The 24,592-nt window shown below is 35.7% G+C and carries 19 protein-coding genes and 1 other annotated feature; of the genes, 2 read left to right on the top strand and 17 right to left on the bottom strand.

What is annotated here, in order from left to right:
- Positions 1 to 70: 70 nt before the first annotated feature.
- From MWH25_RS00295 to ilvB, 15 genes are all read right to left on the bottom strand, one after another.
- The gene (locus MWH25_RS00295) at positions 71 to 787 is read right to left on the bottom strand and encodes a ubiquinone/menaquinone biosynthesis methyltransferase (protein WP_248624577.1); all 717 of its coding nucleotides are present in this window, start codon (positions 785 to 787) and stop codon (positions 71 to 73) included.
- A gap of 433 nt (positions 788 to 1,220) precedes the next feature.
- Complete coding sequence (locus tag MWH25_RS12815; RefSeq protein ID WP_282706829.1) at positions 1,221 to 2,075, bottom strand: sugar diacid recognition domain-containing protein; 855 nt, start codon at positions 2,073 to 2,075, stop codon at positions 1,221 to 1,223.
- A 217-nt stretch (positions 2,076 to 2,292) separates the two neighbouring features.
- On the bottom strand, positions 2,293 to 3,582 hold the full coding sequence (locus MWH25_RS00310) for a (Fe-S)-binding protein (RefSeq protein WP_248624579.1): 1,290 nt from the start codon (positions 3,580 to 3,582) through the stop codon (positions 2,293 to 2,295).
- Complete coding sequence (locus MWH25_RS00315) at positions 3,575 to 4,972, bottom strand: FAD-binding oxidoreductase (protein WP_248624581.1); 1,398 nt, start codon at positions 4,970 to 4,972, stop codon at positions 3,575 to 3,577. Before MWH25_RS00315 ends, MWH25_RS00310 begins: the two co-directional genes overlap by 8 nt.
- A gap of 21 nt (positions 4,973 to 4,993) precedes the next feature.
- Entirely contained in the window at positions 4,994 to 6,655 is a 1,662-nt protein-coding gene (locus MWH25_RS00320) for an L-lactate permease (protein ID WP_248624583.1), read from the bottom strand.
- 641 nt (positions 6,656 to 7,296) lie between these two features.
- A complete protein-coding gene (larA, locus tag MWH25_RS00325; protein ID WP_248624585.1) occupies positions 7,297 to 8,574 on the bottom strand; it encodes a nickel-dependent lactate racemase in 1,278 nt (425 codons plus the stop codon).
- 307 nt (positions 8,575 to 8,881) lie between these two features.
- A complete protein-coding gene (locus MWH25_RS00330) occupies positions 8,882 to 9,637 on the bottom strand; it encodes a fumarylacetoacetate hydrolase family protein (protein WP_248624587.1) in 756 nt (251 codons plus the stop codon).
- 109 nt (positions 9,638 to 9,746) lie between these two features.
- Positions 9,747 to 11,309, bottom strand: coding sequence for a citramalate synthase (gene cimA, locus MWH25_RS00335; protein WP_248624590.1), 1,563 nt, complete (start codon positions 11,307 to 11,309; stop codon positions 9,747 to 9,749).
- A 16-nt stretch (positions 11,310 to 11,325) separates the two neighbouring features.
- Positions 11,326 to 12,381, bottom strand: a complete 1,056-nt coding sequence (locus MWH25_RS00340; RefSeq protein WP_248624592.1) for a 3-isopropylmalate dehydrogenase — start codon at positions 12,379 to 12,381, stop codon at positions 11,326 to 11,328.
- Positions 12,374 to 12,874: a 3-isopropylmalate dehydratase small subunit gene (gene leuD / locus MWH25_RS00345; RefSeq protein ID WP_248624594.1), complete on the bottom strand. Its 501-nt coding sequence runs from the start codon at positions 12,872 to 12,874 to the stop codon at positions 12,374 to 12,376. Before leuD ends, MWH25_RS00340 begins: the two co-directional genes overlap by 8 nt.
- Before the next feature lies 1 nt (position 12,875).
- Entirely contained in the window at positions 12,876 to 14,138 is a 1,263-nt protein-coding gene (gene leuC, locus MWH25_RS00350) for a 3-isopropylmalate dehydratase large subunit (RefSeq protein WP_248624596.1), read from the bottom strand.
- Between the two features lie 77 nt (positions 14,139 to 14,215).
- Positions 14,216 to 15,721 carry a 2-isopropylmalate synthase gene (locus MWH25_RS00355; RefSeq protein WP_248624598.1) on the bottom strand — a complete coding sequence of 502 codons (1,506 nt, stop codon included), beginning with the start codon at positions 15,719 to 15,721 and terminating at the stop codon, positions 14,216 to 14,218.
- A gap of 18 nt (positions 15,722 to 15,739) precedes the next feature.
- Positions 15,740 to 16,732, bottom strand: coding sequence for a ketol-acid reductoisomerase (ilvC, locus tag MWH25_RS00360; protein ID WP_248624600.1), 993 nt, complete (start codon positions 16,730 to 16,732; stop codon positions 15,740 to 15,742).
- Positions 16,733 to 16,960: 228 nt separating this feature from the next.
- Positions 16,961 to 17,440, bottom strand: coding sequence for an acetolactate synthase small subunit (gene ilvN, locus MWH25_RS00365; RefSeq protein ID WP_248624602.1), 480 nt, complete (start codon positions 17,438 to 17,440; stop codon positions 16,961 to 16,963).
- On the bottom strand, positions 17,437 to 19,176 hold the full coding sequence (gene ilvB, locus MWH25_RS00370) for a biosynthetic-type acetolactate synthase large subunit (RefSeq protein ID WP_248624604.1): 1,740 nt from the start codon (positions 19,174 to 19,176) through the stop codon (positions 17,437 to 17,439). The genes ilvN and ilvB overlap by 4 nt, the downstream gene beginning before the upstream one ends.
- 265 nt (positions 19,177 to 19,441) lie before the next feature.
- Positions 19,442 to 19,736 (bottom strand) — a binding site (T-box leader).
- A gap of 450 nt (positions 19,737 to 20,186) precedes the next feature.
- On the opposite strand from ilvB, the gene MWH25_RS00375 reads away from it, so the two are divergent.
- On the top strand, positions 20,187 to 20,729 hold the full coding sequence (locus MWH25_RS00375) for a biotin transporter BioY (RefSeq protein ID WP_248624606.1): 543 nt from the start codon (positions 20,187 to 20,189) through the stop codon (positions 20,727 to 20,729).
- Between the two features lie 113 nt (positions 20,730 to 20,842).
- Here MWH25_RS00375 and ilvD read toward each other — a convergent pair whose 3' ends face one another.
- A complete protein-coding gene (gene ilvD / locus MWH25_RS00380; protein ID WP_248624608.1) occupies positions 20,843 to 22,501 on the bottom strand; it encodes a dihydroxy-acid dehydratase in 1,659 nt (552 codons plus the stop codon).
- A 205-nt stretch (positions 22,502 to 22,706) separates the two neighbouring features.
- Between ilvD and MWH25_RS00385 the strand changes: the two genes are divergently transcribed.
- Positions 22,707 to 23,414, top strand: a complete 708-nt coding sequence (locus MWH25_RS00385; protein WP_248624610.1) for a CPBP family intramembrane glutamic endopeptidase — start codon at positions 22,707 to 22,709, stop codon at positions 23,412 to 23,414.
- 1 nt (position 23,415) lies between these two features.
- Here the strand turns inward: MWH25_RS00385 and amrS are convergent, their stop codons facing one another.
- Positions 23,416 to 24,396 carry an AmmeMemoRadiSam system radical SAM enzyme gene (gene amrS, locus MWH25_RS00390; protein WP_248624612.1) on the bottom strand — a complete coding sequence of 327 codons (981 nt, stop codon included), beginning with the start codon at positions 24,394 to 24,396 and terminating at the stop codon, positions 23,416 to 23,418.
- Between the last annotated feature and the right edge of the window lie 196 nt (positions 24,397 to 24,592).

The raw sequence follows: 24,592 nt of genomic DNA on the forward strand, positions 1-24,592 counted from the left end.
TTTTAAAAGCCCCCATCTAAACCAACCTCTTCCCTATAATATTGCTAATCTAGATTCATTGACTTCCTAGCTATTTTATACCCCTATGAACAGCAACTGCTCCACCTGCAAACTCAAAATACTCTACATTTTTTAGATCATTTTCAATAAACATCTGACGCAATTTCTCCTGGTTAGGAAAAGCCCGTAAAGATTCAGCAAAGTATAGATAAGGTTCTTTCTGACCAGAAACTAATTTTCCAATTAAAGGTAGAATGTAATTAAAATAGGCATAGAACAAGCTTTTATAAATCGGTATTCGACTTTTAGCTAAATCCAAGCATAATATCTGCCCCCCAGGCTTAACTACCCTTCTCATCTCTCGAATAACTTGGGGAATATCTTCTGTATTACGCAACCCAAAAGCTATCGTTACACAATCAAAATAATTAGCAGGAAAATCTAAACTTGTTGCATCACCTAAGCGGAATTCAACTCTTTTTAAGTGCTTTTCTTTAAGATTCTCATCAGCTTTAGCAATCATCTCTGGACAAAAATCTACTCCAATTACTTTACCTTCGGGCGTTTTTTCAGCAAGGATTTTAGTTAGTTTCCCATTTCCAGCACATAAGTCTAATATTAGATCATCAGCTGAAGGATCAACAATTTTTACTAGCTTCTTCCTCCACCTAGAAATTAAACCAAAAGAAATAATCTTATTAACTAATTCATACTTTGGGGCCAATTTACTAAATACATCTCTAACATATTTCCCCTTTGTTCCTAATTCATTATCTTTTTTATCCAAATTTTGTCACCTTTTCTATAATTATAGTTAATGCTTGATTTTTTTAATTGGAAATAAAATTAACATAATCAAACAGCCAGATTAATAGTAATCATCAGGCTTTTTTCCATAATATAAAAATAATAATCCTCAAAAAAGTGCAACTACTAAAAGCAATCCATTGAATATTTTAACATTAAATTAAACCACTATAACTCCTTGATTTCATTAACATATTATCATAAATGAGATATGAGTGTCAATTGTTTTTAAAAAATATTGAATTTTATAAATTGCAAATTAAGATATATATATCTTAATTATCTTTATAAGAAATTCCCCCTTTTGAATCTGTTGTGTAACTATAAACACTTTGTCAAAAGGAGGAAAAGCTATTTTGATTTTTTACCAAAATTGCCCCGAGTTATTTTAAAGAGCTTATAGCTTTTCACATTTAAGGAGTAACCAGTGACCCCATCGTTTCCTCAATCCTAACTATACTTTCAGTTAAATCCTCCAAAGCTTGAGCCTGCTGCTCTGTAACCTCACTTGTTCTGTAAGTCATTTCTGTAATTTCTTTTGTAAAATCACAAATTTCCTGAAGAGTATTATTGACATGGGTAATAGATTTTTTTGAATTATCAGCTAGTTTCTGTATTTCTTCAGCTACAACAGAAAACCCCCGCCCATACTCTCCAGCTCTGGCTGCCTCAATACTTGCATTCAATCCCAATAAATTAGTCTTATGTGCTATATTAATAATAGTATTTAGCATTTCTTCAATTTCATCAACAATTTCATTAGCCTGTATAGTTACATTTTCCATCTCTTTACAACCGCTGGCAATCTCCTGACTCCCAGCCGAAAGTTCTTGTGCCAAAGCTGATACCTCCTGCAGTCGCTTAAATACCTTATTAGTTACCTCCTGCTTTTTCTGTCTTTCTTCCTCTTTTTCAATTTCGTCTTTAACCACCAGAGCAGCCATTTTTTGAAGCGGTCTTACGATTTCAGGATCACCAGTAATTCCAATACACGCAATTATTTCCCCTTGATACTCTATAGGACCACTATATCCAGGCAGAACCCCTTCTATTTCTTCAGCATCTTCCTTTGTAATAGATGCATATTCAATAGTACCCAACATAATTTTTCTAGCACCTTCGTGGATAGTTCCCAACCTATGGGGTTGAGTAGTAGCTATAATTTCTCCTTCTTTCCCCATAAATTGAATATCACCATTAGTTATATTATGCAAAATATCAACTATTTTTTCAGCCAACTCTTGCGAAACTTTATGTTTCCAATCCATAGGACTGTGGTTATAAGTTAACTTATAACCAGAGTTCACCTCCTTTATATTTATACTATAATTTTAAAATATGATTTCCACTTCCTTTTAATCTATCAAAAAAAATCTCCAGCAGATAGGGAAGATAACATCCGCTGGAGTCAAACAATGGCTCATTAAAATTTTTCTATTACTATTATACCTGTTCTCAAATTTTTATTATATCTATACCCAAATTTTAAGATATGACTTTAACTTCTTCTTCTTCCCTTTCTTCCCTCCGTTTTTGATAAGCTTCATCCAGAAGTTGTACAGTATGCACGACCTCTTGACTCATACCCGCCTGATTTAATCCATCTGTAATCTGGATCTTACAACCGGCACAGCCAGTAGCTACGGTACCAGCTCCTGTCTGCTTAATATCATCTATCTTATGACGATTAATCTTCATTGATAAATCATAATTCTTAATATTAAAGGTTCCAGCCGCTCCACAACAACGATCTGGCTTCTTCATATCTTCAAAATAAAGCCCTGGGATAGATTTCATTATCTCCCTTGGTTGCTCAGAAACTTTCATTCCTCTAACTAAGTGACAAGGATCATGATAAGTTACCTTTCTTCTTAGCTTACCCAGATCTTCACGATCAAAATCGATTACATCTACTAAATACTCACTAATATCATAGACCTTTGAGCTAAAGGAGTCATCATCTAACCACTCTTCGTACTCCTCTTTTAAAGTCGAACCACAGGAAGCACATGCAGTCACTACAGCATCAACATCATATTTGCTAAATACATCTAAATTATGCTCAGCCAATTCTCTAGACTTCTCAATATCACCATAACTTCCTATAGCCAATCCACAACAGTGCTGTTCTTTAGGAATTACTACTTCAATATCATTCTCCAGCAAAACATTAACCACTGATTCTCCAAAATCAGGTTGCATATAATTAATTGAACAACCAGTAAAGAAAGCAACTCTTCCTGCTGAATTATTCAACTTTACTATTTCCGGATATCTGTCACGAAAAGGCTCTTTAGCTAAATCAGGTAGGACTCTATTTGGGTCCATACCAATACCAACCCTAATGTTGTTTCCTTGTTGTGACCCTTTATTCTTACAAAAAGCTAAACCCTGGAATGTAGCTCCTAACTTCATACCTAGTGGAAATAGCCCCTTGTTCTTAACAAAGCTAAAGATGCCTTTCTTCATCCAAGACAATCCTTTTTCTTTAGCTAGGTGCTCTCTAGCTTTGAAAACCATCTTGTCAACCTCTATCCCTACTGGGCAGTTATCAACACAAGCCTTACATAAAAGACAGAGTTCCATAAGCTTTTCATATTTATCTGTCAACTCTATATTACCTTCAATTACATTTTGAATCAAATTTACTTTGCCTCTAGCAACAGTAGCCTCATTCTCTAATTCATCAAATATAGGGCAAATCTTTCTACAAAGACCACACTTCATACAATTAGCGGCTTCTTCTTCAATTTCAGCGAGTATTTTATTACTCATTATCACCAGCTCCAATCACTTTGTGTGGGTTTAAAATCCCCTTAGGATCCAATGAAAACTTAATATCTCTTAAGGCCTGTAAACCATCTTCCCCCAATTCTTTTGTCATATACTTAGCTTTAGCAATCCCAATACCGTGTTCTCCTGACAGTGTACCATCTAACCCCAAAGCAAGATCAAAGATTTCTTCTACAGCCTTATGAACTCTTTTCATCTCCTCTTCATTACGTTCATCAGCCAGAATTGTTGGGTGTAAATTCCCATCTCCAGCATGACCGAAGGTTCCAATGTGAAGATCATACTTTTCTGCTATCTTATTCACTCCTCTGATCATATCTGGAATATTACTCCTAGGAACAGTAGCATCTTCCAAAATAGTCGTTGGTCTCATCCGCCCTAAAGCCGATAATGACGCTCTTCTTGCCTCCCAAATCTCAAACCGCTCTTCCTCGTTTTTAGCTAGCTTAACTTCTCTTGCACCATTTTCCTTACAGATCTTAACTACTTTCTTAGCATCTCTTTCTACAACCTCTTCAATTCCATCCACCTCTATCAATAAGATAGCCGCTGCTTCAGTTGGTAAACCAATATTAGCAAACTCCTCTACTGACTGAATAGTTACTTGGTCCATAATCTCTAGAGTAACTGGAATCACCTTATTACGTATGATGCTAGAAATAGTCTCTGCAGCACCATCCAATTTATCAAAAATTGCCATCATACTCTTCTTTGTATCTGGTAGAGGAAGTAGCTTTAAGGTAGCCTGAGTTATAATTCCCAATGTTCCTTCTGAGCCTGAATAAAGACTAGGAAGATCATATCCTGTTACATTCTTAACAGTCTTACCACCTGCATTAATGACTTTACCAGTAGGCAATACAACCTCTACGCCCATAACATAGTCCTTGGTTACTCCATACTTCAAACCACGCAAACCACCAGCACATTCAGCAATATTACCACCAATAGTAGAGACAGCTACAGTACCAGGATCAGGTGGGAAAAATAGCTCTCTAGCTTCTACTGCCTCATTAATAGCCTGAGTAATAACTCCAGCTTCTACTGTTACTGTCAAATTCTCTTCATCAATTTCCAAAATTTTATTCATCTTAGTTAAAACCACTACTATACTATTTTCTACAGGAATAGTTCCACCACAAAGATTAGTACCTGCTCCCCTAGGAATAATATTAATCTCCTTTTCGTTGGCAATCTTTACTACCTCAGATACTTGTTCAGTACTTTCTGGCATAACTACTAATTCTGGTACTATTGACTCGAAATCAGGCGTAGAATCAAATGAATAACTTAACAAATCCTCTTTACTAGTCAGAACATTATCCTCACCCAAAATATCTTTAAAACGATTGATTAACGATTGCTTAAACATATTATCACCCCTAGTTCAAATTTAGAATAAGCCTAATCCAAAGAAACTCACTAATATCCAGCTAACAATTCCTCCTAATAAACCATACACCATAGCCACAATTGCATTTTTCCTGATAACTAATCCTTCCTTACCTACAATCCCTACAGTAGCACAAGCAGCTACCACATTGTGAATACAGACCATATTTCCAGCCGCAGCCCCTAAAACTTGCAGAGACAATACTATAGTCCGTGATAATTCTACTTGTTCAGCCGTAGCGTATTGAAATCCACTAAACATAATAGTAGAAACAGTAGCACTACCAGAGATAAAGGAACCTAAAATTCCAATAAAGGAAGCAGATAGTATCCAAAACTGACCAACAGCTTCTGCTGCAGCTATAGCCATAGTTACTAACATAGAATCAATACCTGCCGCAGTCCCAGATTCAATCATAATATCTACCATACCTAGCGTAAATATCAAAGCAACAGCGGCTGGAGCAACAGTTTTTATAGCATCATTCCAGGCTCCCTTAACTTCACTCCCTCTCATTCCGTAAATATAAGGCATTAACAATGCAACAAAGATAAACGGAAAAATACCTGGATTATAGAAAACAGCAATACTATCACCGAGACTAGTACCTAAGATCCCATCCCAGCCAATCTCAAAGCCTTGAAGTATAGGAGTTAATCCAAAGAACTCCAATCGAGTAACTAACAAAATTAAGCCAACTAAAGTATAAGGTAACCAAGCTTTGAAGGTTGAAACTTTCAACTCAACTTCTTCTCCACTACCAGGCTCTATGTCACCAACCCAATGCTTAGGCCAGCTTTTTCTAGAAGGAAAATCCCAACTATCCTTAGGAACTAACCATCCTTTTGAAACGACAAAAACTACTGCTGGAATAGCAATTAAAGAACCTAATAACGAAGGTAATTCTGGACCTACAAAGTAAGCAATCAATAAATGAGGTATTGTAAAAATAAATCCAGTAAATAAAGCTAGAGGCCAAAGTTTAAGCCCATCTTTAATTGAACCTTTAGTAATCGCAGTTGTTAAACAAACAGCAACTAAAGGAATAAAACTTCCTACAATAGTTTGATTTAAAGCAGCATAAAAACCAACACTCTGCACAAACTCCCCAAATGCCATCGCTCCTGGCAATTGAGCAACTCCTTCCAAAGGAGCAAGTCCACCCCAAACAGGGATTCCTACTGCACCAAAACTTACTGGTGTACTATTCGATACTAAAGCCACTATTGCTGCTACCAACGGCGGAAAACCCAAACCTACCAATAATGGAGCAGCTACCGCAGCAGGAGTTCCAAAACCAGCAGCTCCTTCAAAGAAAGCTCCTAATAAAAAAGCAAGTATTAATACTTGAACCCGTCGATCATCAGTAACATTTGTCAAACTAGCTGAAATTGCATCCACTGCACCACTCTTCTGCAAAATCTTTAAGATCAAAATTGCTCCAAAAACGATAAACAAGATTGAGATTGCAGATATAATTCCCTGGAGCGTAGCTGCACCCACCCAACGTAAAGGCATCTGCCAAAAAAACAACCCAACCAAAGCTGCACTTAAATAGCCAAAAGGCATTGCTTTAGTTGAAGACCACATAAATCCTACCATCAAAACCCCAACTACTATAATAGGTACACTAGCCAAAAATGCTGCCACTGCTAAATTCACCAATAAATCCTCCTTTCTAATTTCTACTAAAAACTCTTTATTTTGACACAAATTGACCATGACTAATATTGGTCATTATTCAGCAACTGCTAGAGAATAGTAGCCTAAATTTACTAGTTCATTAGTAGTAACATTAATTACTTAATTTTTAGCTTAAAATCTTATAACAGTTATTCTACTTGTATTATTAAGTTATAGTAACCAAATTATTCATTTCTGATTCTTCAATTTAATTGCTCATCTTTACTAATTCAATAGCTAGCTACTTTCTTATTAAATAAAAACCAACATCCCACCCTATGCCTAATTGGATTTAATACAGGTGGTCTGACCATTAGCTAAGCTAATTATACTAAATCATTTGAAAATTGTCAATACTAATTGAAAATTGTCAATACTAAAAAATTATAAGATTAAACTTCTATAAGCAAACATCTAAAGCTAATTATATTATTTAGTTATATAATTAGCTTTAATACTCTAACTAATCCCATTCTTCTTCCTATTCTTATACTAGGAACATTCACTCTCAGATTTAGAAAATCTTCTTTAACTCTCAAGATTAACTGGTAATTTACTAAATGTTTGATGTCCACGTATTACCTTAAAGTCTACTACGGCAGATCCCTTCTTTTAATTATCTATTTCAAAACCGTTACAGAAACACCATCAGGAACAACAGTGATTTCAGCTTCAGGATCATCAAGCATCTTTTCTGCCATTTCTAATGCTTCGTCTAAATCTGAAGCCCAATGCATATACATATCTTCAACCATCTCTTTTGGAGCATCAGTCACCATAATTACTTCAAACTGTAATAGTATCCTAGCTAAAACCTGTGATTCCCACTGATCAGGAACAGTTTCTTTACGATCTCTTGCTTCTATATCATCCATGATTTGTTCAACAGAATCTGCTTCAGCAAAGGTCTTATAGAAAGCTTCTCCACCATGACCATCTGAACATTCAGCGGCAATTATAATTACTCCACCTTCCTTACAAGTAGCTTCAGCCGCAGTCATTCCCTTGACGGCCTGATAAATATTCTGATCTAGTGGATAACCTCCATTTGTTGTAATTGCTATATCAGCAGGGTTAGCTTCTACTCCTGATAACTCTGCCACAAATTCGCAACCTTCTTTGTGAGCATCCTCTAGATGACCAGCAAAAGCATTAATCACTTCTTTGTGTTCATTAATAACTACATTGAGAATAAACTCAACGCCAGCCTGCTCAGCTGCGTATAACATATCTTTATGCAATGGATTACCATCTAAAATACCAGTTCGTGCTTTTTCATGACCAACAAACTCAGCACAGTGATTGGCCAAAACTGTCATTTTACTTGCTATACCTGGTAAAACACTTTTTCTTCCTCCAGAAAACCCAGCAAAAAAGTGTGGCTCAATAAAGCCTTCGGCAATTAACAGATCTGCTTCTACAGCTAATTTATTTATAATTAAATCTCCTCCAGAAGGCAAAGTTCCTAAATGAACCAGATTATCCTCATCTCGGCAATCATGATTAATTATTCTTTCATTATCTACAATTTCATCTCCATATTTATCACGTAATTCTTCTTCAGTTGAAGCACGATGAAAACCTGTTGCTACTAAAATAGTAATATCTGCATTTGGATTACCTGCCCTAATCTCATCTAAGATAATCGGCATCGTCACATGACTAGGTACAGGTCGTGTATGATCGCTAGAAATTATAACTATATCATCTTTTCCTGCTGCCAATTCTCTTAATTGAGAGCTATTAATAGGATTTTCTAGTGATTCTTTAACCAACTCTTCTTCTGACATATCCGCTACATAATCATGAGCTTTAGACACAAGAACCCCTTCCAATCTCTCTTCTGGAACCTCAAGACTCAATTTCTTATGTCCATAAGGCAATTCAATTTTAGACACTAACATCTCCCCCTTGTTTATTTATTAAGTTTATTCTTATCTAACTCTTATAGTCTTATCATCTGATATCCAAACCATACTATACTTATTTCAAGACAAAAATTTAAACATCCTTCTTTTAACCTCCGAAAAATCAAAAATGAATAAACTCAGTCTCATAAATATTATATCAGAAAATTTAAAAATTATCTATTCGTGTATCAATAATTTTTCTGAGTATTAATAAACTCACTTGTGAAAATTACCACTTTGAAATCAATTAACCCTAGTCTCAGTAATAAAGTTAGGATTAATTACAGACCAACTTTCAAATAATTATATTCTTTAAAGAACCAACCTTCTCAATTTCAACTACTACTTCATCCCCCTTCTCCACCGGGCCAACACCTGGTGGAGTACCAGTTGTAATTAAATCACCAGCTTCTAAGGTCATAATCTGTGATACAAAACTGACAATCTCTTCTACAGTGAAGATCATCTGATCTGTATTAGAGTCCTGTTTAACCTCTCCATTCTTTAGTAACTCAATTTTAAGATTATTACCTTCAATATCACTAACAATACTCGGGCCAACAGGAGCAAAAGTATCGAAAGATTTAGCTCGGGTCCACTGTCCATCCTCAGCTTGCAAATCTCTAGCTGTTACATCATTAAAACAAGTATAACCTAAAATATGCTCTTTTGCTTCTTCAGAGGAAACATCTTTAGTTCGCTCCTTAATAACGATAGCCAATTCGGCTTCATAATCTACCTGCTGGCTCATCCTAGGGTGTTTGATCTTATCTTCAGGGCCAACTAATGCACTAGTTGGTTTCAAAAAGATGATTGGCTTTTTAGGGATTTCCATTCCCAATTCTTGAGCATGATCTAGATAATTCAAACCTACACAAACTATCTTACTGGGTTGGCAAGGGGGCAGTAGATCAACCTCTGTCAAGTCATAAACCTTATCTACTATACTATAATCTCCGTAAACATCTCCCTTAATTAAGCTTACTTTATCTTCCTTTAAAATCCCATAATTAACTTGACCTTCTCTCCTAAATCGAACGTAATTCATCATAGCCACCCCATTTTTTGATAGATTAAAAGTCAGATACAATTCTGCATCTGACTAGAATTAATTTTATTAGATTTTATGAAAATAACTATTCAAATGTTATTACTTCCTCTTAACTGTCCCTTTTTAGCTTTATTCCATATTCAATACTGTCCACTAAAGCCTGCCAGCTAGCTTCAATTATATTGGTAGAAACACCAACAGTTCCCCAAGTTTCTTGACCATCAGATGATTCAATCAAAACTCGAACCTTTGCTGCTGTACCATCATTTCCTTCTAAGACCCTTACCTTATAATCAATCAAGTGAATCTCTTCTAATTCAGGATAAAACTCACATAGTGCCTTTCTTAAAGCATAATCTAAAGCATTAACTGGTCCTTCTCCTTCAGCAGCTGTGTGAACCCGTTTCCCATTAACCCTTACCTTAATAGTCGCTTCTGAATTAGGGTTTAACTCCTCAGTCTTTTCAGTAATAATTCTGACCCCTTCTAAGTCAAATAGCTTGTTATACTTCCCAGTTGCCTTCTCTAATAATAACTTAAAAGAAGCTTCAGCACCTTCAAAGTAATAACCCTGATGTTCTAATTCCTTAATCTTACTTAAAACCTGGTGTAAATCAATACTACCTTCTTTAATATCAATCCCTAACTCCTGAGCTTTATAGATCAAATTACTCTTACCAGATAATTCAGATACCAGAACTCTCCGTTTATTCCCTACTAACTCTGGATCAATATGTTCATAAGTCTTTGGTTCTCTTAAAATAGCACTGACATGGATTCCACCCTTATGAGCAAAAGAACTATCACCAACATAAGGTTTATGAGTAGGAGGAGTTAAATTGGCCACTTCACTAATATAGCGAGATGTTTCAGTCAACCTCTTCAACTCTCCATCACTTATAAAGTCAACTCCATATTTCAACTTCAAATTAGGCAAAGTGGAAGACAAGTTAGCATTCCCACAACGCTCACCAAAACCATTGATCGTTCCTTGGATATGCTCTGCTCCTGATTCATAAGCAATTAAAGAATTAGCTACTGCTACCCCTGCATCATTATGGGCGTGAATTCCTAAAGAAGTTTTTAGCTTATCTTTTATCTCGACAATAATCTCTTCAACCTCAAAGGGCATAGTCCCCCCATTAGTATCACATAAGACTAAAGTATCTGCTCCACCTTTTTCAGCAGCTTGTAAAACTTTAAGAGCATATTTAGGATTCGCTTGATAACCGTCAAAGAAATGTTCTGCATCAAAATGAACTTCTAACCCATGCTCTTTTAAATATCTAACCGAACTTTCAATCATCTCTAAATTCTCTTCTAAAGTAGTGTTTAAAGCATCAGTCACATGTAAATCCCAAGTTTTACCGAATATCGTAGCTACTTCAACCCCTGAATCCAAGATCGCCTGTAAATTCTGATCGTCCTCAGGTTTGATCTTAGATCGACGAGTACTACCAAAAGCAGTTATCTTAGCTGATTTCAAGTTTAATTCTTTGACACTTTTAAAGTATTCAATATCTTTAGGATTGGAACCGGGCCAACCACCTTCAATATAATCAACCCCTAATTGATCTAACTTTTTAGTAATCTTCAACTTATCTTCCGTTGAATAGGAGATTCCTTCTCGTTGAGTTCCATCACGTAAAGTTGTATCATAAATTTGTACCATCTGTCCCTTCTCCCTCCTATTCTAAAACACTACAAATATAATCTCCAACTTGATCTGTAGTTAAATTACCACCCATATCTAGAGTCGTTTGATCTTCTGCTAATGATAACTTAATTGCCTGCTCAATCTTATCAGCTTCTTCTGGATGCCCTAATACTTCAACCATCATTGCTGCTGCTAATAATGCTGCAATTGGATTGGCTTTATTCTCTCCTGCAATATCTGGAGCAGAACCATGAACAGGTTCAAACATTGAAACACCTTTTGGATTGATATTACCGGAGACAGCAAGACCCATTCCACCTTGAATTTCAGCACCTAAATCAGTAATAATATCCCCAAACATATTACAAGTTACAACTACATCAAATACTTCTGGATTTCTAACCATCTTCATTGTAATTGCATCGACTAGCATATGAGCCTGTTTTACATCAGCAAAATCTTGACCAACCTCAGCAAAAACTCTCTGCCATAGATCATGGGCATAAGTTAAGACATTACTCTTATCACATAAGGTTAACTTCTTTTCTTGATCTCTTTTTTGAGCATACTCATAAGCATAACGAGTAACCCGCTCTACTCCCTTATAGGTATTGATCATCTCTTGGGTTGCTACTTCATCTTTAGTCCCTTGCTTTAAGAAACCTCCTACTCCAGCATATAGACCTTCTGTATTCTCCCGTACAATCATCAAATCAATATCCTGTGGTCCTTTATTCTTTAATGGTGTAAATTTAGCATCTAATAACTTAATCGGTCTTAAATTAATATATTGATCAAAAGAAAATCGTAAATCTAACAAGATCCCATGCTCTAAAACTCCAGGCTTAACTCGAGGATCACCTACAGCTCCTAAATAAATCGCATCAAATTCTTGTAAATCTGCTTTAACTTCATCAGTTACCAACTCACCTGTATCTAAATAATGGTCAGCCCCTAAAGAAAACTCTTCAAATTCAAAATCCAAGTTACTGATTTGGATCAGCTTCTCTAGTACTTTAACCCCTTGCTTAGTTACTTCTGGACCAATTCCATCGCCACCGACAATTGCAATCTTTTGCTTACTCATTATTTTTCACCCTTCTTCTCACATAGTTTACCAGCCCACCAGCATCGATCAACTCCTGCATAAACTCTGGAAAGGCTGCTGCTTGATACTCTTCTTCTTTAGTTAAATTCTTAATCAGTCCTGAATCGACATCAACCTCAACTTGATCTCCTTCTGCAATTCCTGCTACCGCTTCTGGACATTCCAAAATCGGCAAACCGATATTGATTGAGTTTCGATAAAAGATTCTCGCAAAGGAATTAGCAATTACACAAGAAACCCCTGCTGCTTTAATTGCTAATGGAGCATGTTCACGTGAACTTCCACAACCAAAGTTATCTTCAGCTACAATTAAATCTCCATTACTCATCTTATCAACAAAATTCTCATCTATATCTTCCATACAATGCTTTGCTAACTCTTTAGGATTAGATGTGTTTAAATAACGAGCTGGAATTATTACATCTGTATCTACATCATCGCCATACTTCCATACTTGACCTTTAATCTCCATCTTATCTTACCTCCCTTGGGCCAACAATCTGACCTTTAATCGCAGATGCTGCTGCTACAGCTGGATTGGATAAATAAACTTCACTTTCAGGATGCCCCATTCGCCCTACAAAGTTACGATTAGTAGTAGCTATTGCTCTTTCACCTTTAGCCAAGATACCCATATGTCCTCCTAGACATGGCCCACAAGTAGGAGTACTAACTGCTGCTCCAGCATCTAAGAAGATATCAATTAATCCTTCATGCATTGCTTGCCGATAAATTTCTTGTGTTCCAGGGAAGATAATTAAACGGATATGGTCAGCCTTCTTCTGTCCTTCTAAAACCTTAGCTGCTATCCTTAAGTCCTCCAAACGCCCATTAGTACAAGAACCAATTACTGCTTGATCTATCTTAATCTCTCCAACTTCACTAATCCCTTTTGTATTCTCTGGTAAGTGAGGAAAAGCAACTTGAGGTTCAATCTCACTGACATCATATTCAATTACCTCAGCATACTCTGCATCTACATCACTCTTATAGACTGTATAATCTCTCTGTGCTCTATCCTTAACATACTCCAAAGTAGTCTCATCTGGCTCAATCAAACCACACTTTCCTCCTGCCTCAATTGCCATATTAGACATCGTCATTCGATTAGCCATTGAGAAGTCCTCAATTACCTCTCCTGTGAATTCCATTGCTTTATATAAAGCACCATCAACACCAATATCTCCGATAGTATATAAAATCAAGTCTTTACCGCTGACCCACTCTTGTAACTGACCATTATACACAAACTTAATCGTTTCCGGTACTTTAAACCAAGCTTCACCGGTTGCCATTCCTGCTGCCATATCCGTACTACCGACTCCAGTTGCCAAAGCTCCTAATGCTCCATAGGTACAAGTATGGGAGTCAGCTCCGATAACAATATCTCCAGGTAAGACTAAACCTTTCTCCGGTAATAGACAATGTTCAATCCCCATCTCTCCTATTTCAAAATAGTTAGTGATCTCCTTATCATGAGCAAACTCTCTAATCATCTTACACTGTTCAGCCGAATTAATATCCTTATTAGGAGCAAAATGATCAGGTACAATTGCTATTCGATCCTGATCGAAGACTTGCTCAACCCCAATTTTATTAAATTCTTTAATTGCTACTGGTGTTGTTACATCATTTCCTAGTACCAAATCTAACTTAGCATTTACCAGTTGACCTGGCTTTACTTCTTCTTCTCCTGCATGAGCTGCTAGTATCTTCTCGACCATCGTCATTCCCATCGTTATTCCCCTCTCTGTATCTTAGATTAAAATCACTACTCAAACAATGTTTTTCGGTTTTTTCTAATCACTAGTGACTAATCCCTAACGACCAATATCTTATTCAACGCATTATTATAGGCCTTAGCACTAGCCTCTATTACATCTGTGCTGACTCCTCGACCAATATAAACTTTTTCATTATATGCTAATTTAACAACTACTTCTCCTAATGCATCTTTCCCACTCGTTACAGCATCAATCTTATACTCAACCAATTTACAATCTAGATCAGTAATTCGATTCATAGCGTCGTAGACTGCATCGATTGGCCCGCCTTCAGAACAAGCCGATTCATTGATCTTTTCACCATCTCGTTCCATTTGGACAGTGGCAGTTGCCAATCCAGAAGTACTTGTAACCTGCAATAAGCTGATCTCATAAACTTCAGGAACCTGACTGATCTCATCTTCAATAATTGCTTCTAAATCAAGATTAGTAATCTTTTGCTTCTTATCTGCTAATTCTTTAAACCGTCTGAAAGCAGAATTAAGCTCTTCTTGTTCTAACTGATAACCCAACTGTTCCAATCTATCCTTAAAAGCATGCCGACCAGAATGCTTACCCAAAACAATCTTATTCTCCTCTAGCCCAATCGTTCTAGCATCCATAATTTCATAAGTTGTTCGCTCTTTAATTACTCCATCCTGATGAATCCCAGATTCATGAGCAAAAGCATTCTTACCAACAATCGCTTTGTTAGGCTGAATCTCCATCCCCGTTAAGCGACTGACTAATTTACTAGTCCGGGAAATCTCTTTTAAATTAATATCAGTCTTCAAACCATAATAATTATATCTAGTATTAAATGTTAAGGCAACTTCTTCTAAAGCGGTATTTCCAGCTCGTTCACCAATACCATTAATTGTACACTCAACTTGCTCTGCCCCATTTTGAATAGCCGCTAAAGAATTAGCGGCAGCCAACCCCAGATCATTATGACAATGAACACTGATTACAGCTTGATCTATATTAGGAACATTATCTTTAATATATTTTATAAGTCCACCAAACTCAGCTGGAGTAGCATAACCAACAGTATCAGGAATATTAATCGTCGTTGCCCCAGCTTCAATTACCCCTTCAAAAATCTGACATAAAAAGTCTGGATCACTACGAAAAGCATCCTCAGCAGAAAATTCAACATTATCTGTATAATCTTTAGCATAAGCAACAGCTTCAACTGCACTTTCTAACACTTCCTGAGGGGATTGCTGTAATTTATGCTTCATATGAACCTCAGATGTTGCTAAAAAGGTGTGAATCATCGGTTTTTCAGCTTCCTGAACAGCTTCCCAAGCCCGATCAATATCTTCTTTTGTAGCCCGAGCCAACCCAGCAATCGCTGGGCCAACTACTTCTTGGGCTATCTTTTTTACAGCTGCAAAATCGCCTGGGGAAGCAATGGGAAAACCTGCTTCAATCACATCAACATTTAACTTTGCTAATTGCTTAGCAATCTCCAATTTTTCCTTAATATTCAAACTGACTCCTGGTGATTGCTCTCCATCACGCAAGGTAGTATCAAAAATTCTAACTCCCATTTACTTCACCTTCCTTTCTTAGTCCTCAATCCACTGCATCATATCTCTTAACTTCTTACCAACCTTTTCAATCTGATGATTAGCATCTATCTCTTTTCGCTTCAAGTAAGCTGGACGACCAACTTGATTTTCTAATAACCAACTCTTAGCAAATTCACCATTTTGGACATTCTCTAATAATTCCTTCATTGCTTCTCTTGACTCATCATTGATAACTTTTTTACCTGCAATTAAATCTCCATACTCTGCAGTATCAGAAATAGAATTCCTCATCGTAGCAATTCCACCTTCATACATCAAATCAACAATTAATTTTAACTCATGTAGACATTCAAAGTAAGCTATCTCAGGCTTATAACCTGCCTCTACTAATATATCAAAACCAGCTCTCACTAACTCTGTAGCACCACCACATAAAACAGCTTGTTCTCCAAATAGATCAGTTTCAGTCTCTTCTTTAAATGTAGTCTCAAGTACTCCAGCTCTCGTTCCACCCACACCTTTAGCATGAGCTAAAGCCATCTCCTTAGCGTTTCCAGTTGCATCTTGATAAATTGCAATTAAAGCTGGTACTCCTGCTCCTTCAGTATAGACTCTTCTTACTAGATGCCCTGGCCCTTTTGGTGCTACCATATAAACATCTACATCTGCTGGAGGAACAATTTGACCATAGTGAATATTAAATCCATGAGAAAATACCAATGCATTTCCTGCTTCCAAATTCGGCTCAATCTCATTATAATAAACCTTCTTTTGCACTTCATCAGGAAGTAGAATTTGAATTACATCAGCTTCCTTAGCAGCTTCAGCAGCTGTAACTGGCTCAAATTCATCCGATACAGCCTGCTCATAATTAGAAGTTCCCTCTAACTCTGCTACAATAACATCTAGTCCTGCTTCTCTCATATTCTGCGCTTGAGCATGCCCTTGACTACCATAACCAACAATTGCAATCTTCTTTCCTTCTAAGTAATTTAAATCTGCATCTCCATTATAGTACATTTTTACCATTTGTATTCAACTCCTCTTTTTAATTTACAATTGACAATTTACAACTAGAAACTTCAAAAAATAAACCCTGCTTAATTCTAAATTAGTAAATTATCAATAGCTTTTATTTTAAATGATTTACTACTTTTAATATTCTCTATTCCTCTAGGTTCTTCGAACCCTTCGTGATGAAAAAATCTGCTCTTAGATTTTTTCTATTCATTATTCAATATTAAATATTCATTGATTTTATTTTTGCCCTCTTACCATAGCAACTTTACCTGTTCTAACTAGTTCTTTAATCCCAAATGGTTCAAGCAGTTTTTCAATAGCATTAATCTTATCCTCATCACCAGTAACCTCAACCATAATAGAATTACTCGCTACATCAACAATCTTACCTCTAAAGATATCAACTATTTGCATAATCTCAGAGCGTGTATTTTGAGTTGATGTTACTTTAATTAAAGCTAGATCTCTACCAACAATAGGATCGTTAGTTAAATTACTGGTTTTATGAACAACAATTAATTTATTCAACTGTTTAGTAAGTTGCTCTAAGACTTTATTATCTCCTTCTACAACTAACGTAATTCGAGAAATATCATCTCTTTCTGTCTTACTAACAGATAAACTATCTATATTAAAACCACGCCTACTGAACAGACTAGCAATTCTAGCCAATACTCCAGCTTCATTAGCAACTAAAACTGAAACAGTATGCCTCATGATTGATCCCCCTTTAAAATCATCTTATCTAAACTTCCTCCAGGTGGAACCATTGGAAATACATTCTCTTCTTCTTCAATGATGCAATCTATCAAGAATGGTTCTGAACTATTAATAGCCTCTTCTAAAGCAGGTCTAACCTCTTCTACTTCAGTTACTCTAACTGCTTTAATTCCATAACCTTCTGCTACCTTAACAAAATCAGGAATCATCTCAGGACAATTTGAGCTTGGTGATGAACAGTCAGGAGGACATTCTTCACGTTTTCTTAAACAAGTTGAGGAATATCTCTTGTCATAAAACATCTCCTGCCATTGTCGTACCATTCCTAGATATTGATTATTTAAGATAACTATATTAACAGGGATCTTATTTTTAGCTATAGTAGCAAATTCTTGAATATTCATTTGGAAGCTACCATCCCCTGCTAAAGCAAAAACTGCACTATCCTTATTTCCAACTTGAACCCCTATAGAAGCAGGAAAACCATAACCCATTGTTCCCAAACCACCAGAGGTCATAAAACTGCGAGGCTTAGTATATTTATAAAATTGAGCTGCCCACATTTGATGTTGGCCTACTTCAGTAGTAATTAAAGCTTCTCCATTAGTTAAGTTAAATATCTCTTCTATAATTGGCTTAGCAGATAATTTTTTATCTTCCCTCGACTCTTCTTGCTTAGAATCTAATAACTTCCATTCTTTAATCTGATTTAACCAAGCTTCACGATTATTTTTTTCTACCACTTTGTTTAATTTAACTAATATCCTCTTAACATCACCTACAATTGGAACATCAACATTTACTCTCTTACCAACTTCAGCAGGATCAATATCAATGTGTATAACTTTAGCATTAGGAGCAAACTTTTCTAACTTGCCAGTAACGCGATCATCAAATCTAGCTCCAATAGCTATAATTAAATCTGCATTAGAAATTGCTAAATTAGCTTCAGTAGTTCCATGCATTCCTAACATTCCTAGACCTAACTCATCTCTTTCATCAAAGGAGCCTAAGCCTGTTAAGGTAGTTGTTACAGGAATAGTAGCACCCTTAGCTAATTGGCGTAACTCATTACTTGCTCCTGAAATAATTACTCCTCCACCTGCATAAATCAAAGGTTTTTTAGCATTATTAATATCTCTTGCTGCTTCTTTTATTTGACAAGGGTGTCCATCATAGTTCGGTTTATAACCTGGCAAATTCACTTCTTTAGGATAACTAAATTCAGTTTTATCAGTTAGAACATCTTTAGGAATATCAATTAAAACAGGACCTGGTCTACCTGTTTTAGCAATATGAAAAGCTTCTTTAATAATTCTTGGTAAATCTTTAACATCCTGAACTAAGTAATTATGTTTAGTAATTGGTGTTGTTATGCCGGTAATATCTGCCTCTTGAAAAGCATCTGTACCAAGCATCGCCCTTGGAACTTGCCCTGTAAAAGCAATAACTGGAACAGAATCCATATATGCTGTAGCTAAACCAGTTACTAAATTCGTTCCCCCAGGACCAGAAGTTGCAATACAAACTCCAACCTTTCCAGTAGAACGAGCATAACCATCAGCAGCATGAATTCCACCTTGTTCATGATGTGGCATTATATGTTCAAATTCAGCATCATATAATATATCATAAATAGGTAAAACTGCTCCTCCAGGATAACCAAAAACAACTTCAACATCTTCACAATAAAGTGACTCCACAAAAATTTCAGCACCACTCAATATTGCCATCTAAATCACTCCTCTCTCTTTACTTCTCTACTACTTAGGCGATAAAAAAACTCCAAATATAATAGCTCAGAGTTAAAATAAAGAAACCTTAAGATTCAGCAAAACAAATATAACTTATCCTGAGAGCATTATTTTATTTACTCCCCACTATTAATCTACTCTTACTATTATGCTTCTGCTTTTATCAACTACTCATTATTTTATTATTAACTTATTAAATTAATATAAAAAAACCTCTCATCTCAATCAACAGACTAACTCCATTAATTGGGACGAGAGGTCTTCCTCACGTGGTACCACCCTAGTTTTTGCTATTACCTCACAGTAATAGCCTCATTAAGTACTCACATACCTAGATAAAGTATGCTCTATACTCTAGCACATGATAACGGATGCTATTTTCCTAAGCTCTTCACTTAGGAGACCGGCATAACCTACTTGAACTTCAGCCTGCAGCTCTAAGGAGATCTTCAATAATTAATTTCATCGCTGGCTTTCACCATCTCCAGCTCGCTGTTGATAAAATTGAATTATTTACTCTTCCCTTTCTTCGCCTTTAAATAAATCTTTAATTCCTGTTATTAAGTATAGAACATATTCTATACTTTGTCAAGAACTTTTTAAAGACTCCTTCGGTTACACAGTTTAAGGGTGAGAGAAATAACGGATCTGGATCTCGGTTCTCAGCTATTCCGATTCTCTGTAATCCAATCAGATTATTTCAGTCCCTATCATCACTTTTCGCTTTATTTATATTTATAATAGTATACGAAATATTTAAAGCAATGTCAAGGATTATTTTTTTATTTTAAGCAGTTTTATTGTTAACCTTAAAATAAACCCATTGACAATCACCGGGTTATTTATTATAATACTAATCATAATAAACAATCTGTGAAATTGTTCACTGTCAGTTAAGACAACTTAAACTCTTACCCCAAAAGATTGAGACAAGTTAAGCCTAACAAACAACAAACCTATTTCAAATTAATTATAAAGGAGGAATTTAAATGAAAAATAGTAAATTAACTATTCAAGATTTAACTTACTCAGCGCTATTTGCTGCTTTACTGGCTAGTGTAGCATACTTAGTCATTCCGTTACCTTTTAGTCCTACTCCGATCACATTACAAACGCTTGTTGTGATGTTGGCTGGAGCTATACTATCAACTAAACAAGCTGGATTAAGTATACTTATCTTTTTATTAATAGGCTTTAGTGGCGCACCAGTCTTTTCAGGAGGTAGTGCAGGAATTGGAGTTTTAGCAGAGCCTACAGGTGGTTATTTAGTTGCCTATCCCTTAGGAGCAATCCTTATTAATTTATTAGCTAAAAAAGATAGTTACTATCAGACTGCTTTAGCTATGGTCTTAGGAGGAGTTGTAGTCATTCATCTGTTTGGAGTAATTTGGATGAGTTTTGTTACAGAGATGAACTTAACAGAAGCTGTTATTGCTGGTAGTCTTCCTTTTATTCCTGGAGATCTAATTAAAGCAGCAGTGGCTACTCCGCTCAGTCGCAAAATTAATAATCACTTAGCAGCTAGAAAATAAAATTCTCTAAAGATAACTTTAGGTTAAGGTTAAGCACACCAAAGAAAGGAAGGGGTTTAATTAAACCCCTTCCTTTCTTTAATAATTAATTAATAACTAGTTACTAATCACTATTATTCAAGAACAGCCCCTGTACTAGCTGAACTGACTAATTTGGCATAGCGAGATAAGTAACCAGTCTTAATCTTTGGTTCTGGTGCTTCCCAGTTTGCTAATCGCTCTTCAATCTCTGCAGCACTTAGTTTAACATTCAATTTTCCATGAGGAATATCGATCTCAATGATATCTCCTTCTTCAACAGCAGCAATTGGCCCACCTTCCATTGCTTCTGGTGAAATATGACCAATTGAAGCACCTCGTGTCGCTCCAGAGAAACGACCATCAGTAATTAATGCTACTTCTTTATCTAAGCCAACACCTGCTACAGCAGATGTTGGAGTTAACATCTCTCGCATTCCTGGACCACCTTTTGGCCCTTCATACTTGATCACTACTACATCCCCAGCTTTGATCTCACCTGCATGGATTGCTGCTACTGATTCTTCTTCAGAACTGAAGACTCGAGCTGGTCCTTGATGGACTAACATCTCCTCTGCTACTGCTGCCTGCTTAACAACAGCTCCATCAGGAGCAATATTTCCAGACAACACAGCTAAGCCACCTGTTTGATGATAAGCAGTAGTAAAGTCTCTAATCACATCATCATTTAAGACTTCTACCCCTGCTAAATTCTCTTCAATTGTTTGTCCAGTAGCTGTGATTAAATCTTCCTTAAGCAAGCCATTATCACTTAACACCTTCATTACAGCTGGAATTCCCCCTGCTCGATCCAAATCTTGAATATGATGCTTCCCAGCTGGGCTCAAACTACATAAATGTGGTACTTCTTCCTTGAATTGATTAATCAACTCTATATCTAAATCAATTCCTACTTCATATGCAATAGCTGGCAGGTGTAATGCTGTATTAGTAGAACAACCTAAAGCCATATCAACCTTTAAAGCATTATCAAAAGCTGATTCAGTTAAAATATCTAACGGCTTAATCTTCTTTTCAAAAAGTTCCATCACCTGTTGACCCGCCTGTTTAGCTAATCGTACTCGCTCTGCATAGACAGCAGGGATTGTCCCATTACCTGGTAAACCCATTCCTAAGACTTCTGTTAGACAGTTCATTGAGTTAGCAGTAAACATTCCTGCACAAGATCCACAGCTTGGACAGGCACTATTTTCAATCTCTAATAATTCTTCGTCAGACATTTGATCTGTTTTAACTGCTGCTACCCCTTCAAAGACAGTCTTTAAATCTATATTTTCTCCTTGATGATAGCCTGCTAGCATTGGCCCGCCACTAACAACTACTGTAGGGATATTCAATCTAGCTGCTGCCATCAACATACCTGGCACAATCTTATCACAATTAGGAATTAATACTAATCCATCTAATGCATGAGCTTTGGTCATAGTTTCTACAGAATCAGCAATCAACTCTCTACTAGCTAATGAATAATGCATCCCTTGATGTCCCATCGCTATGCCATCACAGACACCAATCGAACCAAATTCTAAAGGGGTTCCTCCGGCAATCCTAATTCCATCCTTAACACCTTGAGCAATCTTATCTAAATGAACATGACCAGGAATCAACTCATTAACTGAGTTACAGACTCCAATCAATGGCTTTTCTAACTCTCCATCTGTCAATCCCATTGCTTTAAATAATGATCTCTGTGGTGCACTATCAACTTTTTTAGTTACCTTCTCACTTCTCATTTTTCTCCTCCTCTGTAACTACTTTATAATTTATAAAATCATAAAACTAATACTGTCCAGTTGTTATTAATTTTAAATATATTCTAACAAAAATCAAACTAATAAGCAATATTCTTTTTTAAGAGAAGTATTTCTAAAAATATACAGGAAATTTATTACATTTGTTTAATAAATAATTATAGTACTCATAATATGGAGGTTTATTATGCAAAAAATAGAAAGTAATAATTTAACCTTAATAGACTTAGTCAAAGCACAATCGATCTGGTATTTAATTAATTTTTTAATTATATTCTTCCACACTTACAGTTCCCCTGATCAATTACCCTATATGGAAGAAATATATTTTTTGCTCTTTAGCATCATTGGACAAAGTTTATTTGTCTCTTGTTTATTATACTGGGCTACAATGATTTATGAATTATCCTTTATGGAACTAGGCATTAACTTTGAAAACTTTTTGACCAACCTAAAACTTGGATTAAAGGTAAGCCATCCATTTTTAATTGGAATAATTATTATTCATTTAATCTTAACTACAGAACAGATTACTCCCTTAATTATAGTCACCGATTTAGATCAACTAGCTTTAAGTATGCTTTATTTTTTAGTGCTTTTTATTGGTTATTTATTTCCTGCCTTTAGTAAGGAGTTATTTTATAGAGGTTTTATTTATTATCAACTTAAAAGGGCTTATGGTCTTAGATTGGGTTTCATAATTAGTCTAATTTACTATACAATCAGCTATTTGGATTTTAGATTAAGCAGTTTATTACTCCATTTTATAATGGGAGTAATTACTACTTACCTCTGCCACAAAACAGATTCTTTAATAGCAGCAGTAATCTTTCGCTCTACATATCAAGCCAGCTTAACCCTTTACTTGTTTTCATTCTCCAACTGGCAATTTTGAACTATAACTTGATTTTAATTTTTGTTTCACATTTTGGGCAAGCTTTATCTACTAAATCAAGCTTTACTTGACTGTAGCTTCGTTTAATAACTGGATATTCGCAGTCAGGACAATAAGTAGTCTGATAATTATTATTAGAAATATTTCCTAAGTAAACATAATTTAACTGCTCTTCTGCTATATTTTTTGCTTGTAATAGTTTTTCTAGTGAAGTAGGTTCCTTATTTAATTGATAACGAGGAAAATAACGAGCAAAGTGAATAGGAATCTGATGATCAAAGCTTGCTATCCAGTCAACTAATTGCTTAATTTCCTCTTCAGAATCATTTAATTCAGGAATTAACAAAGTAGTAAGCTCTAATAACGTAGTTTGGTAGGCTAACTCAATTGTTTTTTTAATTGGAGTTAATTTTCCTGCACAGATTTGCTGATAAAATTCATCAGTAAAAGACTTTAAATCGAGATTAATAGCATCAATATATGGCAAAAGTTTTTGTAAAGGCTGTGGGTTGATCATTCCATTAGTAATTAAAACATTCATTAACCCTTCTTCATGGGCCAACTTTGCCGTTTCTAGAACATATTCATACCAGACCAATGGCTCTGAATAAGTGTAAGCCAGCCCGATTGAATCTTTAGCTATAGCCAATTCAACAGCTTGACGAGGAGAAAGTTGTTCAGTTGGTGTATTGGGCTGGTGTGCAATTCTATAATTTTGACAAAATTTACATTTCAAATTACAACCTACCATCCCTAAAGAAAGAATCTGGCTCCCAGGGTAAAAATGAAATAATGGCTTTTTCTCAATCGGATCCATAGCCACAGCACTAACCTGCTGATAAGTAGTGGCTCTTAGTTTACCTTCCTTGACTTCTCTGACCTGACACTTCCCATGTTCCCCTTCTGTTAACAAGCAAGCATGAGGACAAAGTTGGCACCTAAATTCATCATCTTCCTGCTGATAATATAATGCTTCTTTCACTTTGGCCCACCACCCTTTAAAAATTTACAATTGACAGTTAAATTCCAAAACCAAAAACTTTAAAAACAAATGAATTATAATTCAAAATCAAAACTTTTCAAAAATAGCCGCCTCATAATTAATAATTGTTAACCAAAATTTCAAAATTATAATTCTTTAAGTTTTAGTTTTTTAACTATTAGTTATTCACTATTTA

The organism is Natroniella acetigena, from assembly GCF_023227745.1.
Classification (GTDB): domain Bacteria; phylum Bacillota; class Halanaerobiia; order Halobacteroidales; family Halobacteroidaceae; genus Natroniella; species Natroniella acetigena.